This is a genomic window from Polaromonas vacuolata, assembly GCF_012584515.1.
Taxonomy (GTDB): domain Bacteria; phylum Pseudomonadota; class Gammaproteobacteria; order Burkholderiales; family Burkholderiaceae_C; genus Polaromonas; species Polaromonas vacuolata.
In genome coordinates, this window is the sequence record NZ_CP051461.1 from 2,005,977 (window position 1) to 2,022,437 (window position 16,461).

General features: G+C 50.5%; 16 protein-coding genes. 2 read left to right on the forward strand and 14 right to left on the reverse strand.

What is annotated here, in order from left to right:
• Positions 1 to 146 precede the first annotated feature (146 nt).
• The 5 genes from ybgF to HC248_RS09180 all read right to left on the reverse strand — a co-directional run bounded on the left by ybgF (position 147) and on the right by HC248_RS09180 (position 4,733).
• The gene (gene ybgF, locus HC248_RS09160) at positions 147 to 938 is read right to left on the reverse strand and encodes a tol-pal system protein YbgF (protein WP_168922233.1); all 792 of its coding nucleotides are present in this window, start codon (positions 936 to 938) and stop codon (positions 147 to 149) included.
• 51 nt (positions 939 to 989) lie between these two features.
• The gene (gene pal, locus HC248_RS09165) at positions 990 to 1,535 is read right to left on the reverse strand and encodes a peptidoglycan-associated lipoprotein Pal (RefSeq protein WP_168922234.1); all 546 of its coding nucleotides are present in this window, start codon (positions 1,533 to 1,535) and stop codon (positions 990 to 992) included.
• A gap of 204 nt (positions 1,536 to 1,739) precedes the next feature.
• Positions 1,740 to 3,041 (reverse strand): Tol-Pal system beta propeller repeat protein TolB, encoded by a 1,302-nt coding sequence (gene tolB / locus HC248_RS09170; RefSeq protein ID WP_168922235.1) that lies wholly within the window; start codon positions 3,039 to 3,041, stop codon positions 1,740 to 1,742.
• Positions 3,042 to 3,084: 43 nt separating this feature from the next.
• Positions 3,085 to 3,927 (reverse strand): glycosyltransferase family 2 protein, encoded by an 843-nt coding sequence (locus tag HC248_RS09175; protein ID WP_168922236.1) that lies wholly within the window; start codon positions 3,925 to 3,927, stop codon positions 3,085 to 3,087.
• Between the two features lie 23 nt (positions 3,928 to 3,950).
• A complete protein-coding gene (locus HC248_RS09180) occupies positions 3,951 to 4,733 on the reverse strand; it encodes a glycosyltransferase family 2 protein (RefSeq protein ID WP_168922237.1) in 783 nt (260 codons plus the stop codon).
• A gap of 143 nt (positions 4,734 to 4,876) precedes the next feature.
• Between HC248_RS09180 and HC248_RS09185 the strand changes: the two genes are divergently transcribed.
• Positions 4,877 to 6,145, forward strand: a complete 1,269-nt coding sequence (locus HC248_RS09185) for an O-antigen ligase family protein (protein ID WP_238342587.1) — start codon at positions 4,877 to 4,879, stop codon at positions 6,143 to 6,145.
• A complete protein-coding gene (gene msbA / locus HC248_RS09190) occupies positions 6,142 to 7,899 on the forward strand; it encodes a lipid A export permease/ATP-binding protein MsbA (RefSeq protein WP_168922238.1) in 1,758 nt (585 codons plus the stop codon). Before HC248_RS09185 ends, msbA begins: the two co-directional genes overlap by 4 nt.
• A gap of 291 nt (positions 7,900 to 8,190) precedes the next feature.
• Here msbA and HC248_RS09195 read toward each other — a convergent pair whose 3' ends face one another.
• Genes HC248_RS09195 through purD form a run of 9 tightly spaced genes read right to left on the reverse strand, consistent with a single transcriptional unit; the run spans position 8,191 to position 16,392 of the window.
• Positions 8,191 to 9,360 (reverse strand): glycosyltransferase family 4 protein, encoded by a 1,170-nt coding sequence (locus HC248_RS09195; protein WP_168922239.1) that lies wholly within the window; start codon positions 9,358 to 9,360, stop codon positions 8,191 to 8,193.
• Between the two features lie 5 nt (positions 9,361 to 9,365).
• A complete protein-coding gene (locus HC248_RS09200) occupies positions 9,366 to 10,115 on the reverse strand; it encodes a polysaccharide deacetylase family protein (RefSeq protein WP_168922240.1) in 750 nt (249 codons plus the stop codon).
• 11 nt (positions 10,116 to 10,126) lie between these two features.
• Positions 10,127 to 11,599, reverse strand: coding sequence for a ribonuclease G (rng, locus tag HC248_RS09205; protein WP_168922241.1), 1,473 nt, complete (start codon positions 11,597 to 11,599; stop codon positions 10,127 to 10,129).
• An 18-nt stretch (positions 11,600 to 11,617) separates the two neighbouring features.
• Positions 11,618 to 12,223 carry a Maf family protein gene (locus HC248_RS09210; protein ID WP_168922242.1) on the reverse strand — a complete coding sequence of 202 codons (606 nt, stop codon included), beginning with the start codon at positions 12,221 to 12,223 and terminating at the stop codon, positions 11,618 to 11,620.
• A gap of 9 nt (positions 12,224 to 12,232) precedes the next feature.
• Positions 12,233 to 12,700: a 23S rRNA (pseudouridine(1915)-N(3))-methyltransferase RlmH gene (rlmH, locus tag HC248_RS09215; protein ID WP_168922243.1), complete on the reverse strand. Its 468-nt coding sequence runs from the start codon at positions 12,698 to 12,700 to the stop codon at positions 12,233 to 12,235.
• Positions 12,697 to 13,488, reverse strand: a complete 792-nt coding sequence (gene rsfS / locus HC248_RS09220; RefSeq protein ID WP_168922244.1) for a ribosome silencing factor — start codon at positions 13,486 to 13,488, stop codon at positions 12,697 to 12,699. Before rsfS ends, rlmH begins: the two co-directional genes overlap by 4 nt.
• A 32-nt stretch (positions 13,489 to 13,520) precedes the next feature.
• Entirely contained in the window at positions 13,521 to 14,168 is a 648-nt protein-coding gene (nadD, locus tag HC248_RS09225; protein ID WP_238342588.1) for a nicotinate (nicotinamide) nucleotide adenylyltransferase, read from the reverse strand.
• Complete coding sequence (hemF, locus tag HC248_RS09230; protein WP_168922246.1) at positions 14,165 to 15,091, reverse strand: oxygen-dependent coproporphyrinogen oxidase; 927 nt, start codon at positions 15,089 to 15,091, stop codon at positions 14,165 to 14,167. Before hemF ends, nadD begins: the two co-directional genes overlap by 4 nt.
• On the reverse strand, positions 15,088 to 16,392 hold the full coding sequence (gene purD, locus HC248_RS09235; RefSeq protein WP_168922247.1) for a phosphoribosylamine--glycine ligase: 1,305 nt from the start codon (positions 16,390 to 16,392) through the stop codon (positions 15,088 to 15,090). Before purD ends, hemF begins: the two co-directional genes overlap by 4 nt.
• Between the last annotated feature and the right edge of the window lie 69 nt (positions 16,393 to 16,461).

Here is a 16,461-nt window from a genome sequence, read left to right on the forward strand (position 1 = left end):
CATCGTGAACCGCAAAACCTGCGGTGTCAGTGCGCTGACTGCGCTGCTTGAAAAAATATTCATGAGAGGATTTTAGGCGCGAAAAAAAGCGACCTAAGAGCGCCGATGAAAACGCTTTTGGCCGCACAGGAACAATTACAACTAAATTATTTCAACTGAGCCAGTCGAGTTTTAGCCACGCCGGCCGCTTCAGACTGAGGATAAACCTTAAGAATATCTTCAAACGTTTTACGCGCGCCCTTGCCGTCTTTGAGTTCGACCTGGCAATTAGCAATCGACAGAGCAGCTTCCGATGCACGTAAATGCGCAGGCGCTACTGACAGCAAAGCCTTGAAGTTAACAATCGCATCTTTGTAATTGCGCAGCGCGTACTGCGCATTGCCCAACCAAAAAAGTACTGATGGCTTGTAGCCGCTGTTAGGGTAACGCTTGTCAAAATTTATGAAAGCAATCTGCGCAGCAGCAAATTCTCCTTGCCTAAGACTAGCTAGGGCCGCATCAAAATCGCGCACTTCAGCGGGTGCCGCAATAAATTCTTGACCGTCAACCAGCACCTTGGAAGGCTCGAATTTCTTCATACGCTCTTCCACCCCTAAAGCCATGTCTTTTTGCTGACGCTGCAGCTCAGAGACGGTACGGGCAAGTTGCTCATCTTGACCACGTTGCTTGGCCAAGTCGATACGCAGCATCTCGATCTGATTGGAAAGGTCAAGCAGGCTGCGCCGAAACGCAGCATTGTCATCAGTAGATTTTTTAACTTCGTCGCTCAAACGTTGCGCCGACAAATCGGATTTTTGACGCAGCTCTAAAATCGCTCGGCGCGCTTCGTCGTCCTCCAAGAGACCGGCATGGGCAGCTAAAGCGAACATGCTGGTCACCATACCAGCGACCAAGCTGCGTTTTGCTGAAAGAATAAATTTACCTTGCTGCAAGGACATAGCGACCGCCTTAAATTTCAAAAATCTGCTTATAAATGCGTCAAGTTTGGATTAACGGTAGTTGATTTCAGCGCGGCGATTTTTGGCCAATGCATCTTCGTCTGTACCCACAACAGCTGGCTTTTCTTTACCAAAACTCACCGCTTCAACCTGTGCATCGCTCACACCCATCAAACCCAAATCACGGCGAACCGCTTCGGCACGTTTTTGACCCAGTGCTAAATTGTATTCACGGCCACCACGCTCGTCGGTATTACCTTCAATAACCAGCTTGCGTCCTTTGTTAGCCGCTAAGAAGTTGGCGTGGGCTTGAATCACGGATTGAAATTCAGGTTTGACGGTGAAGCTGTCGTAATCAAAATAAATTATTCTTGCCACATTGGCTGGACCTGCGCCTGAGCCAGCGGTGCTGCCAAGCTGAACTGGCTCGACACCGCGGTTGGCTACGCCAGAAGCGTTACCGCCTGCGCCAGCCGCATTGGCGCTGGTACCCAAACTCTCGACCGGTGCTTCATTGAGTTTGACCCCGGAACTGCAAGCCACCAGAGCGGACGACAACAAAATGGCAGAAAAAATTGAATAAAGTGAGCGTTTCATGGTGTTCCAAAAAGAGAAGTAAGAAGAAAAACTGCGAGCTTTAACACCAACAGACAGAAAGACAAGAGACAAAAAGAGAAACAAGAAATAAAGCGATTAAGTAAAGAAATTAATCCTCAAAGGAAATCGAAAGCGTTTCTTAACTCTTCATTAGGTTTAGAGCGTTGAACTTTATCAACAGAGCTTAACGCACCAGCAAAACACTTAGCGCATGAATGGACCCCAATCGGGCTCACGAATATCACCACCAGCACCGGCGAGCCGAGTTTTAATCTTGCCGTCAAGCGTGGTCGTCATTAACGATTCACGGCCTTGCTGGTTAGTCGCAAAAACAATTAAGCGACTATTGGGTGCAAAGCTAGGACTTTCATCCGAAGATGTATCAGTGATTTGCGCGACATTACCAGTGGCTAACTCCATCACCTGTAATTTAAAGGCACCACTCACGCGCGAGATAAAGGCCAGCCAGCGACCGTCAGGACTGAGTGCTGGCGAGATGTTGTAGTTACCGTTAAAGGTCACGCGTTCAGCGTTAGAACCGGTCGGACTCATTCGGTAAATTTGTGGCGCACCGCCGCGGTCACTGACGAAATAAATATATTTACCATCAGGCGAGTAAGCCGGTTCGGTATCAATACTAGAGGTTTGGGTTAAGCGGCGCGGCTCTCCGCCGTTAGCGTCCAACACATATAGCTGGGAGCCACCATCGCGGCTTAAAGTGGCTACAACCTGTCGACCGTCCGGTGACCAAGCCGGCGCGCTGTTAGAGCCGCGAAAGTTAGCCAACAAACGACGCTTGCCGGTCGCCACATCATGCGAATAAATCACTGGTTTACGCGATTCAAAAGACACATAGGCCAATTGCGTGCCACTAGGCGACCAAGCCGGAGAAATGATGGGTTCTGGGCTAGCCAGTGCGGACTGCGCATTTTCACCATCGGCGTCAGCTATCCACAAGGTGTAGCGCTTGCCGCTCTTAGTCACATAAGCAATACGGGTGGAAAAAATACCTTTTTCACCGGTCAATTTCTCATATACAAAGTCGGCAATGCGGTGCGCTGACAAACGCAGATCGGCACTGCTAGCGGCAAAGCTTTGGCCGCCAAGATCGATGCCGCGCACCACATCCCAGAGCCTGAGACGCACATCAAAGCGGCCATCGGCAAGAGACGTAACGCTGCCAGTCACAAGCGAATCTGCGCCTTTTAACCGCCACTGCGCGAGGTCAGGCCTAGTGGTTTCATCGGCAGCAAAGCCGCTGGTATCGACACTACGAAAAATACCGCTTCGTGCCAAGTCGGCCATCACTATACTGCCAATTTTTTGCGGCGACTGTGCTTCGCCGCGAAAGGCGGCCACAGCTACCGGCATCTGGGTCAGGCCAACGCCGCTGACTTCAATTCGGAACTGTGCCAGTGCCGGCGCTGAGCTGATGACGCCACCAACGCAAAGCAAGGCCAGCATGGAGCGTCGGGGGAAACTGATTGCTTGGGGGGTAGTACTCATAAGAATTTGTGTTCAATTTAGATTCATAGTGACGGGTGATTTTTCATTGCAACACGCTAATGCGAACGGACTCTGCAACAGAGATTTGCGCGAGGCCTTTTGTAGCCATTACTAAGTCGGTCTGCATGCGCTGGGACACAACTTTATGGTTACTAGACTCATGGTCTCTGGCGTTTTCGCTGTGCCATAAATGATAAACCTCAGTCGCAAAAAAACCGTCTTTTCGGCATATGCCAAGGTGACTCAAGCGTAGCACTAGGTCGGCATCTTCATGACCCCAGCCGGTAAAGCTCTCGTCAAAACCATTCGCAGCAAGCATGTCCGCACGCCAAACGCCCATATTGCAACTGCGTATTCCACGCCAGATAAAACCTTGTTTTACCCTAAAAAGGGAACTCGGCCAGCCCAGAAAATGCAACAGTTTGTTTGCATCACCTGAAATTCTGGCTTTAATCCAAAACCACAGCCTCTGATGCGGCAATACAATTTTTTCGGCCAGCACTTTATTAGTCAAACGTTCACTGAGTAAGACGCGACTGCCATTTACAAACATTCCAGACTCAGCCAAACGTTGGTGCGACTGGACAAAATGGTGATTAGGCACGCAGTCACCATCAAGAAAAATGAGATAGTCTCCGGTAGCCTGACTGATAGCTAAATTACGCGCCGCCGCTGCGGTAAAACCTATATCTGGGTGCCAAATATGACGAACAGGGCAGTTAAAGACGGGGCAGTTTTTTTTAAGCATATCGACTTGCTCAGGGCGCGAGCCGTCATCCGCAATTAACACCTCGTGCCCTGCCCCGCATTGATCCGCTAGCGACGTAAGAACAGCCAACAAAGCATCGACTCGGTTGTAGGTCAAGACGATAAAACTAATTGTCATGGCTGATTTTTTTAGGAAAATATTTAATTCGGATCTCGACTCGGTATAGCGTTCTGCTCTGTTTGACGCTGCATTAGCCAGAGCTTTAGATAGCGGTAATAGCTGCCCTCGGCATTTGATATCGCCAACGCCAAACCCATGCTGCCATCAAGAAAACCGCGGCGCAAAATATAGCTACGCAGAAAAGTCCACAAGCCATGAAGCAAAGCAGTCACAGGCGTTGCGGTTTTATTTTGTGATTGCATACGCTCTGCACCCGCACTGGAGTAGTGGTTGACCTTGCTCAGCACGCTTTCAAAATTGATAAAGCTGTGGTGTAGCAAATGTGCTTTGAGCTGACCAACTTGAGATTTTGTGATTAATCTTTCATGCACTTTGTCGTTAGAAAAATCCGCAACGCCGCGTTTAAAAAGTCGTGTCACACGATCGGGATACCAGCCTGAATGGCGTATATATTGACCGCAATAACTAGAAAGCCGAGGAAAGTCATAGACATCGAATTGCGGCGCAGCCAAAGCCGCCAGAATTTGCTCGCGTAATTCAGGCGTGACGATTTCATCGGCGTCAATTGACAGCACCCAGTCCCCGGTGCTTAAAGCCAACGCACGATTTTTTTGGATGCCAAAGCCTTGCCAGTCTGTGGACTGCGTGACTTCCGCCCCTAGCTCACGGGCTATCTCGCAGGTGGCATCGCTGCTGCCAGAGTCCAGCACCACACATTGGTCTGCAAACGAGAGTGCTTGCAAACAAGTTTGAATGTTGTGGGCTTCGTTTTTTGTAATAACAATGACTGAAAGACTTGCCAAGGACTCCCCTTTGAGACGCTATTGAAAGCCTGTCCTTGAGGATGGGCGGTAAATTAATCCAGAATCTAAAGCATAGCAGAGGCATATAAAGGCTTGACTGGTGATGCATTGATAATGCTCTATCTCAGTCGTCAAGGTCATTCATGCTCATGGGGGAAAAAATCAACCTTCGGTTGACCATTATTTGTGCCGCAGCCGCTAGTGTTGGCCTGTCGATGGCTTTTATCAGTATCTTTAAATTTCTGTTGCTGCTTTGCGGCTTGACTGTTTTATTCAAAGCTTGGCGCCTAAGCAGCATCAAAATACCGCCAGTATTGCTTGGAAAAGCCACTCCCATTGCCATCATGCTGGTGTTGGCAGCGTTTGCAATAAGCCTTGCATGGACGATTGCGCCCATAGACCAGGCGTTTGGTAGTTTGGCTAAGTACGCTAAGTTACTAATCATTATTTTCATCATGTGCTTGATACGCAGCAGGCGCGAAGCCCTTTTGGCCGCAGCATGGTTTGCCGGGTCACAATTATTTTTAGTCTTAGGCGCTTGGGCTTTATATCTTGGAATACCGATTCCATGGGCCAGCTCAAAAATGGCCATGACTGAATATGCCGTTTTTTCTACCTATCTAGACCAAGGCATTATGAGTGCGGTGTTTGCCTTGCTCTGCTGGCACTTGCGCAGTTTAGTGCCAGGCCGATATGGCCCTGGCCTTGCCATAGGTGTTGGGGTTTTATCGCTAGGCAGTGTGCTGTTTGTTTTAAGTGGCAGAAGCGGTCACTTGGTGGCTATCGCAGGTCTGTCACTGGCCATCATGTGGGAGCTGCCGAAACGATTTCGGGTCTTAGTGGTGACACTACCTTTTTTGCTTGCCGCATTGCTGTTTGCCACATCAGAAAAAGTACGCGAGAGATTGACGGTTGTTCAAAGCGAAGTGCAGGCCTACTCAAGCACAGCGCAAAGCAACACTTCATCTGGCTTACGGCTAATGATGTGGCGTTATGCTTCGATAATGATCGAGCAACACCCAGCCAGAGGCTTAGGCTCTGGCAGTTGGACCACTGAGTACAACCGCCTACAGCACGCTGACAACCCTAGCTTTGAAAACATTCAACCGATGGGGAACCCGCACCAAGAGTATCTACTCTGGGGGCTGCAGCTTGGCATAGGCGGCATTTTGCTGTTTTTAGGCTTAATGCTAAGCATACTTAGAGATTCGCTGCGTATGGCTGATAAATATAGGCGCGCACTGCAAACTTGTCTCGCAGGTTTAGCGGTCGCTTGTCTTTTTAATTCGTCTCTTTACGACGCTTTGATTGGCGACTTTTTCTGTATGACCTTAGGCTTATTACTCGCCTTGGGCGCTAATTACAAACCCAAAGTGCTCAGCGCTCAAGTATCCAGAGTAAGCCCCGCATGACGACAGACATCGCAAAAACAAACGCCAAGCTCTCGATTCGGCAAAGATTCAAACGTGTCTGGCCGTATTTTAAAAATGCCAAAAGTGCTTGGGCGCTGGCAATAGGTGCAACCATCGTGGCTTCGGCAACCGAGCCATTTGTGCCGGCCTTATTAAAGCCACTGTTAGACCGTGGTTTTAAACCTGACGGTTTGGAGCTGTGGATGGTTCCGGTGTCTTTGATAGCGCTTTTTACGGTGCGTGGTGTGTCTGGTTTTTTGGCGCAATACGCACTGGCCAGAGTCACTAACGATGGCCTGCACTCTTTGCGGCGGGCAATGTTTGCCAAGCTTTTAAGTGCGCGTTTAACGCTGTTTTCTGACCAGTCCTCCAGCGCCATTGCCAACACCGTTGTGTATGAGGTGTTTAACGGCTCGTCTATGTTGATGAACGCGCTGTTAAAACTCGCGCGCGATCTACTCACCTTGCTGGCATTGATTAGTTATTTAATCTTTTTAAACTGGAAACTCATGCTGGTGGTGGGACTGTTATTTCCAGCGGTCGCACTGGTCATACAGTTCCTCACGCGACGTTTATACCGACTCGCCAAGCAAAGCCAAACCGCGACCGATGAGCTAGCTTATGTGGTCGAAGAAAATGTGCTGGCCCACCGCGATGTACGCTTGCATGGGGCGCAATCGCTACAAGCTACGCGCTTTGATCTGCTCAGCGATGCGCTGCACAGCCTGTCGATGAAGTCCACCGCAGCATATGCCAGCATGAGTGCGATTACTCAAATACTCGCATCTATGGCACTGTCGGCAGTGATATCAATCGCTATTTTGCAAGGCTCAGAAAACACCACCACGGTGGGCGGATTTGTGGCTTTTGTAACCGCCATGCTACTGCTCATTTCACCTATTAAAAGTCTCTCAGACGGCGCCACGCCCATCACACGCGGACTGGCCGCCTTAGAGCGCGGGCTGGACATGATTGACCTAATAGAAGATGAAACCAGCGGTGACTTCAAGCTTGAAAGAGCCAAAGGCGAAATCAAATTCACCGATGTTGCCGTGCGCTATAAGACTGACGCCCCAGCTGCCGTCGACGCCATCAATTTAACCATTAAAGCCGGTCAAACCGTGGCTTTAGTGGGCAGTTCAGGCTCTGGAAAAACCACCTTAGTTAATTTATTACCGCGTTTTGTTGACCTCACAGGCGGCAGTATTTTGCTCGATGGTCACGAGCTGCGTGAATGGGATTTAAATTGCCTACGCAGTCAATTTTCGGTGGTCAGCCAACACGTGGTGATGATCAACAGCACTATCGCATTTAATGTCGCACTTGGCCAAACCATAGACCGAGAAAAAGTAGTGCAATGTCTGCAAGCTGCAAACCTAGGCCAACTACTCGCCGACATGCCGCAAGGCATAGATTCAATGCTCGGACACAATGCGATGCAGCTCTCGGGCGGTCAGCGTCAACGCTTAGCAATTGCACGCGCACTTTATAAAGATGCCCCTATCGTCATTTTGGACGAAGCCACCTCAGCCCTTGATACTGAGTCTGAGCAAGCGGTTCAAGTCGCTATGAAAAGCCTGCTCAAAGACCGAACATCACTCATCATTGCGCATAGGCTGACCACGATTCAACACGCAGACTGTATTGTCATGATGAGCGCAGGCAAAATAATTGAGACCGGTAATCATGCCGAATTACTGGCACAAAACGGTGCTTATGCCCATTTGTATCGCCTTGGATTTTCAAATACCTAAAACTTTTTTTGTCTTTAAAGCAAGCCTGCACAAATGCTGTGGGCTTGCTGGACAAGTCATTTATCTTTAAATGGGTTCATGCTTAATTTAGACCTGTAGCAATAAAAAATTACACGCACAGACAATAGCTAAAAAAATCAGGCTGAAGATTAAAAATCAACCTTAAACAACTTTAGTCTGTGTTAAAAACATTTTCAGCACTGCAACGTTTATTGACTATGACGTTAGCAAAACAGCGTGAGTTGATTGGACGCAAACGAAACGCATACGCAAAAAAGATAGGGCGACCGTCTAAATTTTGTCTGAATTTGAAGCTGCAAAATAAAGCTTCTCTTGATCCCGTGCTATCTCACTCCACTCAAAACGTGTGGCGAATTTACGCGCGGCCTGACCTAAAGAGTTACGCAAACTTTCACTCTGACAAATTTCTCGCAAGGCGGCAGTTAGTGCGGAAACGTCGCGTGGATTCTCTAGTAGCAGTGCATTGACCTTATCTTTAAGCATTCCGGAAATGCCGCAATAACTTTCACTGCTCACCACCACTGGCAAACCAAAAGCCATGGCTTCTAAAACTACCATGGCAAAAGTATCTTCTAGCGTGGGATGGACCAAGCAATCAGCCGCCTGATAAGCCGGCCCGACGTCGTTCAAGCTGCCCAGGAAAAACACCCGCTGCTCTAGTCCGGCTTGCTGCGCTTGAAGTTTGAATTGCGGCAACTGTTTGGAATGACCGACCACCGCTAAAACAGTGTCATCAGGCAACAGGCGCAAAGCTTGAATCAATGCTGGCAAGCCTTTTTTTCGCATGTCATTGGCCACCAACAAAAAACAAAAACGTTCTTGCGGTAAGCCTAGCGCGTGTCTTGCGTTAGCGCGAACACCCGCTAACTGAGGATAGGGATGCAAGCGTACCCCGGGTGTGATGACGCTGCACATGCTGGCCGCTTGGGGATAGGTTGCTATAAAGATTTCTTCTAAGCTAGATGATGTGAGCACAACGGCGCGTCCGACTTGAGGTGCATAGCGAAGTTTTTCCAATCCTAAATACACCAACAACCTTGGACTGGTAAGAACTTTTATCCATCGCATAACAAGTCTAAAACCACTGCGAGCGTGAAAAAGATTGTGCTTGACTGGCAACACATGCACGGTCTGCACCGCGCCATGCCAAGTGTTTTCATGTGAGTGCACAACATCAAAACCTTTGCGTGTCGCCCACCAAGTCGAAGTTGCGAACCAGAGCTGATTAAACCAACGCGGTCGCCGCAAAGGCATGCTGACGTGGTGGTAGGTTACGTCTGGCCAGTCATGGTCTGTGCTTTGTGAGAAAACATGAATCTCGTGGCGACTGGCGAGCTCTTCAACCAGCGAGGTCGAGTAGCGCTCAGCACCGCCTGAGCGAGATGAAAAATGCCGGTTTAAAACTGCAATACGCAATCGTTTGTGACTGGCTTTTAGCATCGTGCTTATCGCCCATCCTCATAAGAAGTCAGTAACTTGAGCAAAAAATGCGCCAGCGTGGTGGAACGAACAATGCTCACGCGCGGCAACGCCAGCATGTCTGCACCGGCATGACAGCGACTGCGCGCTGTGGTGGTGCTGGCGCTAAAACCATGCTGACGCGCCATCTCAAGGTGAGTGTTTTTATACTCGCCATAGGGATAGCAAAATTGCGTGACGGATGTCTGCAACATAGTTTCAAGATCGCTACGCCCCAGCGCAATCTCAGCGCTACTGGCTGCGTCATCTAATGCAGTCAAATGAACATGACTGCGCGTGTGAGAACCAATTTCTTGCCCAGCTGCAACCCATTGCCGCATTTGCCCTGCGTCCATTAGCGCGGTTTGTGCGATACCAGTTTTAAGATCCCAACTATTGGTCTGACCGGCTTGGCTACTCACGGCATAACAAGTAGAACTAAATCCATGACGCTGCAAAACAGGCAAGGCATCGGTTAGATTGTTTAAGTAGCCGTCGTCAAACGTAATGCCCACCACCTTGCCATGACGCTCGCCGCGCAAATACGGTTCAAGTGCCGTCATAGACAGACCTTGATAACCCAAAATTTTGAGCAGCAGCATTTGCCGCGCAAAAGCTGACGGCGCTACATACAGGCTGCGAAACGCACTTCCGCTTGGGCTGCCTTTTTCTGGCGCCACGGCGATCTGGTGATAGACCAATATTGGTATTGGACTGGCGTTTTTGGTAACAGTCATAAGAGCCTAAATCAAAGCAAAACGATGTCGTATTGTTCCTGCGCCATGCTGGCTTCGGCTTGCAGCGAAATCGGCTTACCGATAAATTCACTCAACCCCGCTAGGTGTTGACTTTCTTCGTCGAGAAAAATTTCAATCACTTTGGGGCAGGCGATCACGCGAAATTCACGCGGATTGAACTGCCTGGCTTCGCGCAAAATTTCACGCAAGATGTCGTAACTCACGCTGCGTGCGGTCTTGACCACACCTTTGCCCAAGCAAGCTTGGCAGGGTTCACAAAGCTGTTGGGCCAGTGATTCACGGGTGCGCTTACGTGTCATCTCTAACAATCCGAGCGCAGAAAAACCATTCGCAGATGTTTTGATGCGGTCGCGTGCGAGTTGTTTTTTAAATTCGGCCAGCACCGCATCGCGGTGGTTTTCTTTGAGCATGTCGATAAAGTCGACGATCACAATACCGCCTAAATTGCGAAGCCGTAATTGGCGCGCGATAGCTTGTGAGGCTTCGAGATTGGTTTTGTAAATCGTCTCATCAAAATTACGCGCGCCGACAAAACCACCGGTATTGACGTCTACCGTGGTCAGTGCTTCTGTCTGGTCGATGATGAGGTAGCCGCCAGACTTAAGGTCAACGCGGCGACCTAAAGCTTTGGCAATGTCTTCATCAATATTGAAGAGATCAAAAATTGGCCGCTCACCGGCATAGAGTTGTAATTTCGGCAGTGTCGATGGCATGAACTCAGTAGCGAAGCTGGTGAGTTTTTCAAACTGTTCACGCGAATCAATACGTATGGTTTGCGTGCCCTCGACCACCATATCGCGTAGCACTCGTTGCAACAAATTAAGGTCTTGATGCAAAACCGAAGCTGGCGGTAAGCGCAGCGAAGCTTGCTTGATGCGAGTCCAGGTTTTACGAAGGTAGGCAATATCTTCGGCTAACTCGCTGTCGCTGGCTTCTTCTGCATTGGTGCGTAATATGAAACCGCCACCCAACTCACCGGCCAAGGTTTGAACACGTTGGCGCAAAACCTCACGTTGATTGGGTGGAATTTTTTGCGACACGCCGATGTGATTGTCCTGCGGTAAAAAAACTAGCAAGCGACCCGCAATACTGATTTGTGCGGTGAGCCGTGCACCTTTCGTGCCAATAGGGTCCTTGAGCACTTGCAGCATCAGAGACTGGCCTTCAAAAACCTGCTTTTCTATAGGTTTGAGAGGCGCGGATGCTGCATCTTGATCAGCATGACGGCTGTTAATGCTGCTCATCAAGTCGGCCACATGTAAGAAGGCCGCTTTTTCTAAACCGATATCTATAAAGGCCGATTGCATGCCCGGCAAGACGCGCACAACTTTGCCTAAATAGACATTGCCGACTAAGCCGCTCTCTAGTGAGCGTTCAACCTGCAATTCTTGCAATGCGCCGTATTCAATGACGGCGACGCGGGTTTCTTGTGGTGACCAATTAATCAGTATGTCTTGTTGCATGGATTGGATAAATCGCGATTAAATGTTCAAACCGGCCGCCGTCAGCAACAATGCGCATTCGCGCAACGGCAAGCCCATGATGCCAGTGTAGCTGCCGCTGATGCGGCTGATATAAAGCGCCGCCCTGCCCTGAACAGCGTAAGAGCCGGCCTTTCCGAGTGGCTCGCCCGTAGCAACGTAGGCTTGAATTTGGCGCTCAGTCATGTCGGCAAAATTAACTTGTGAAATACAAAGGCCGGCATGGCGCGCGCCGAGTGGACTTTGCACCGCCACAGCGGTGAGCACTTTATGGGCTTTGCCTGAGAGCGCGCTAAGCATGCTGACCGCGTCTGCATCATCTTCGGGTTTTCCAAAGATACGTCTTCCCAAAGCCACCGTAGTGTCAGCACAAAGAATCGGTGCAGCGGGAAGTTTTAAACGCTTGAGACGCGCTAGCGCCGCGTCGAGTTTTAAACCCGTGACGCGCATAACATAAGCCGCAGGGGCTTCGTTTTTAAGCACTCTTTCAAGTGCCTCGGCGTCTTCATTCGGCTCCGGCAACAACAACTCGTAGCTAACGCCTAGTTGCTCAAGCAGTTGCCGGCGCCTTGGACTTTGTGAGGCGAGGTAGATAAATTGAGCCATGCTAAATCCTTATTCACGGTGGTAAGGATGGTTGATGGTGATACTCCAAGCCCGATAAAGCTGCTCAATGAGTAGCACTCTGACCATGGCATGCGGCAAGGTCAAGTCTGATAAGCGAATTCGTTCATGGGCGGCACGCTTAAAGCCAGCATCTAAGCCGTCTGGGCCACCAATCACAATGGCCACATCATCGCCCGACAATTGCCAGGCTTTTAGCCTCTCTGCCAGCGCCATCGTGGTGACAGCCGTGCCGCGTTCGTCTAAGGCAACTATGTGCGTGCCACGCGCTATAGCGCCTTCAATACGGGTCTTTTCTGCAAGCAGCAAGTTATCCAATGTTTTGGAGGCACGCGGCTCTGTTTTGACAGCTTTTAACTCGACTTTTAATTCGGGCGGAAACCGCTTGGCATAGTCGTCGTAAGCCGTCTGCGCCCAATCGGGCACTTTCTGGCCTACGGCTACTATCGTCAGTCTCATGACTTGTCGACTAGGGGTTTCTTAGCTGCAGTTTTGGTGGCGGTGGTTTTGGCAGCGACTTTTTTCGCAGGTGCTTTAGCAGCAACCGTTTTTACAGCAACTTTTTTAACTGCTGGTGCTTTATCAGCAGCAGTTTTGGCTGGGGCACGAGTAGCTCTAGCGGGTTTGCTTGGCTCTTCAAGAACTTCAGCTTCATTGCGCTTTGCCGTCCAGTCGCTGGTCTTGCCCAAACGACCGATATAGCCTGGCTCATGGTCACGCACAGGTGCTTTAACCAACACTTTGGCAGCTGGCTTAGCGCGACCTTTTGCGGTTTTTGCGGCTACTTTTTTAGCCGCAACTTTCACTACTGGTGCCGGCTCTGCTTTTACTTCAGGCTTTGAAGCCTTAACTAACGGGGCAGCAGAACCCAACTTGAGCTTGATTGGCTTTTCACCCCAGAGCTCTTCAAGGTGATAGTACTGACGAATCGTCGGCTGCATGATGTGAGCCACAGCTGAGCCGCAGTCAACAATAATCCATTCGCCGTTGGCTTCGCCTTCGACGCGGGGTTTGCTAAAACCAGCGTCACGTACCGCATCGCGCACGCTGGCGGCGAGGGCTTTGGTCTGGCGGTTAGAGGTTCCCGAGGCGATGATCACGCGCTCAAAAAGCGAGGTAATGTGCTCGGTGTCAAACACTTGGATATCCTGCGCCTTGACGTCTTCCAGGCCATCGATGATGGCACGCTGGAGTTTCTGCACATCTTTTTTCTCAAGTGTGTTGGTGGGTTTAGGCGTAGAAGTCATGCAGTGCTTTGTGTGTTCGAAAGAGTAAAAATTTAACTGACAGTGTAGAGATGATGCTGTGAAATATAACGCGCAACAGCCTCTGGGACCCAATCGCTAAGATCGGGGTTTTCCCCGGTGCTTGCGGCGACGAGTTCACGAATCTGGGTAGCAGTTTGGGCCATGGGGGGCATTGATAGGCTTAAAAAACCTTGCCTGGACATGCTTGGCGACGCGTTGAGCGAGGCTGTAAAAACATCAAGCTGGGCTTGGGAAGCTGCAGATATTGCACGATCAGCTACGCAGATTATAGCAATTCTTAGGATCTCCTCCCAACGCTGCCAATGCGTGAACGCAGCGCACTGATCAGTACCAATAATTAAGCAAAGTTGTGCCTCTGGATTTGCCGCCTGTAGCGCCTCTAAAGTGTCAATCGTGAAACTTGACCCCGTGCGATTGAGCTCGGTCTCATCGACCACCACACCAGGCATTTTCTCAAACGCTAACTTGACCATTGCAAGTCTATGTTCTGCGTCGCTCAGCACGCGACTCTTATGCCAGGCTTTACCGGTGGGCACTATATGTAGCTCGGTCAAATCGAGCGTTTCTAGCGCTACTTTAGCCATTGCAATATGGGCTAAATGCGGCGGATCGAACGCGCCGCCGAACATACCGATTCGCCGCCTTATCGCTGCGCTCACAGCCATTCCCGCCGGGGTAAGAAGTCGCTGTAGAGGCTTTGCTCGGGCGAGCCGGGTAAAACCGGCCGCTGGTAAGACCAACTCGCAAGAGGCGGCATGGACATGAGTATGGATTCTGTGCGTCCACCCGACTGCAAACCAAAATGCGTGCCTCTATCCCACACCAAATTGAACTCAACATAACGACCACGCCGATAAAGCTGAAACTCGCGTTCACGCTCACCATAAGCCATGTGTTGCCGCTTATGCACTATCGGTAAATAGGCAAGCAAAAAAGCATTCGCCACACTTTGCAGCATGGCAAAGCTGCGCTGAGGCCCTAGCTCTTGGAAGTCATCAAAGAAAATACCGCCTATGCCGCGCTGCTCGTTGCGATGCTTGAGGTAAAAATATTCATCGCACCACTTTTTAAAGCGCGGATATTTATCTTCGCCAAAGGGCAATAAAGCGTCTTTGCAGGTTTGGTGAAAATGCACGGCATCTTCTTCGAAACCGTAATAAGGCGTGAGATCCATGCCGCCACCAAACCAGCACACTGGCTCACCACCATTCACCGGTGTAGCCACAATCATGCGCACATTCATATGCACCGTCGGCACATAGGGATTGCGCGGATGAAACACCAGCGACACGCCCAGCGCTTCGAACGGTGCACCAACTAATTCAGGGCGGTGAGCGGTTGCGGAAGCTGGTAGACGCACACCCCTGACATGCGAGAAACCACAACCGGCGCGTTCAAAAACGGATCCCTGCTCAAGAATGTTGGTAATTCCATTGCCTTGCAGTTGCTCGCCCGGCTCTTTATGCCAGGCATCAGCGACAAAATCGTGACCGTCAAGCCCGCTAACTGCCGCCACAATACGTGACTGAAGACTTAGTAAAAAAGCGCGTGCGCCCAGTGTGAGTGCATCGGCTTGTGTCATATTTTAATGGCTCTCCAGCCTATGTCTTTGCGGTATTGCGCGCCATTAAAGTGAATCTCATGGGCTACTTCATAAGCGCGCTGTTGCGCAGCTTTTACCGTGCTACCCAGAGCGGTAACGCACAGAACACGCCCACCGCTGGTCAAGGTAGAACTCCCCTGCGCTTGGGTGGCGGCGTGAAATACCATGCTATCCGGAGCTGGACCATCTTTAGACACCGGCAGGCCAGCAATCACATCGCCTTTGCGTGGCTGCAATGGGTAACCATGGGCCGCCATGACAACGCCAAGAGCCGGCCTTCTGTCCCATTCAAGGGTGAAATCTGCCAAGCCACCAGAAGTAGCAGCCAGCATGACCTCTAGCAAATCGGTTTTGAGTCGCATCATGATGGGCTGGGTTTCGGGGTCACCCATGCGGCAATTAAATTCCAGCGTTTTGGGGTTACCTTGGGCATCAATCATCAGCCCAGCGTAGAGGAAACCCGTAAACGGTATGCCGTCTTTTTCCATGCCCTTGATAGTCGGCAAAATAATCTCACGCATGGCTTTGGCATGCACTTCAGGCGTAACTACTGGAGCCGGTGAATACGCACCCATGCCGCCGGTGTTAGGGCCCATGTCACCATCGAGCAGGCGTTTGTGGTCTTGGCTAGTCGCCAGCGCAGTGACGTTTTTGCCGTCACACATGACGATAAAGCTGGCTTCTTCGCCGACCAAAAACTCTTCAATCACGACGCGCGCGCCGCCCTCGTTATGCGTCACGCCCAGAGGGTTAAAACTCGGCTCGGTGGCCAGCATAAAGTCAATCGCCTCATGCGCCTCAGCCAAGGTCATAGCCACGACTACGCCTTTGCCAGCCGCTAAGCCATCGGCTTTAACGACTATAGGCACGCCCTTGACATCGATGTAGGCGTGGGCAGCTGTTGCGTCGGTGAAAGTTTCGTATTCAGCCGTGGGAATGGCGTGGCGCTTCATAAAGGCTTTGGAGAAAGCCTTAGAGCTCTCAAGCTGTGCTGCTGCCTTGGTCGGGCCAAATATGCGCAGACCGTGGGCTCTGAACTCATCGACAATGCCAGCAGCCAGAGGTTGCTCTGGACCAACAACGGTTAGGCTGATTTTATTTTCCAGCGCCCATTCACGCAGCGCGACGACATCGGTGATGTTGAGGTTTTCAAGCCGCGCATCGAGCGCCGTTCCGCCATTGCCGGGTGCGACAAAAACCGAGCCTACTCGGGGTGACTGGGAGAGTTTCCAAGCCAACGCATGCTCTCGGCCGCCGCCGCCTACTACTAATACTTTCATTGAATTTCCCGTTTTTTTAAAACTGTTTTGCTAGCTTGTTTGAACTTGTGAATCACCGAGGGCAAAGCC

Excerpts from the sequence above, each read along its gene's own strand:
- ybgF (WP_168922233.1), bottom strand. The coding sequence starts at position 938 with ATGTCCTTGCAGCAAGGTAAATTTATTCTTTCAGCAAAACGCAGCTTG.
- pal (WP_168922234.1), bottom strand. The coding sequence starts at position 1,535 with ATGAAACGCTCACTTTATTCAATTTTTTCTGCCATTTTGTTGTCGTCC.
- tolB (WP_168922235.1), bottom strand. The coding sequence starts at position 3,041 with ATGAGTACTACCCCCCAAGCAATCAGTTTCCCCCGACGCTCCATGCTG.
- HC248_RS09175 (WP_168922236.1), bottom strand. The coding sequence starts at position 3,927 with ATGACAATTAGTTTTATCGTCTTGACCTACAACCGAGTCGATGCTTTG.
- HC248_RS09185 (WP_238342587.1), top strand. The coding sequence starts at position 4,877 with ATGCTCATGGGGGAAAAAATCAACCTTCGGTTGACCATTATTTGTGCC.
- msbA (WP_168922238.1), top strand. The coding sequence starts at position 6,142 with ATGACGACAGACATCGCAAAAACAAACGCCAAGCTCTCGATTCGGCAA.
- HC248_RS09195 (WP_168922239.1), bottom strand. The coding sequence starts at position 9,360 with ATGCTAAAAGCCAGTCACAAACGATTGCGTATTGCAGTTTTAAACCGG.
- HC248_RS09200 (WP_168922240.1), bottom strand. The coding sequence starts at position 10,115 with ATGACTGTTACCAAAAACGCCAGTCCAATACCAATATTGGTCTATCAC.
- rng (WP_168922241.1), bottom strand. The coding sequence starts at position 11,599 with ATGCAACAAGACATACTGATTAATTGGTCACCACAAGAAACCCGCGTC.
- HC248_RS09210 (WP_168922242.1), bottom strand. The coding sequence starts at position 12,223 with ATGGCTCAATTTATCTACCTCGCCTCACAAAGTCCAAGGCGCCGGCAA.
- rlmH (WP_168922243.1), bottom strand. The coding sequence starts at position 12,700 with ATGAGACTGACGATAGTAGCCGTAGGCCAGAAAGTGCCCGATTGGGCG.
- rsfS (WP_168922244.1), bottom strand. The coding sequence starts at position 13,488 with ATGACTTCTACGCCTAAACCCACCAACACACTTGAGAAAAAAGATGTG.
- hemF (WP_168922246.1), bottom strand. The coding sequence starts at position 15,091 with ATGACACAAGCCGATGCACTCACACTGGGCGCACGCGCTTTTTTACTA.
- purD (WP_168922247.1), bottom strand. The coding sequence starts at position 16,392 with ATGAAAGTATTAGTAGTAGGCGGCGGCGGCCGAGAGCATGCGTTGGCT.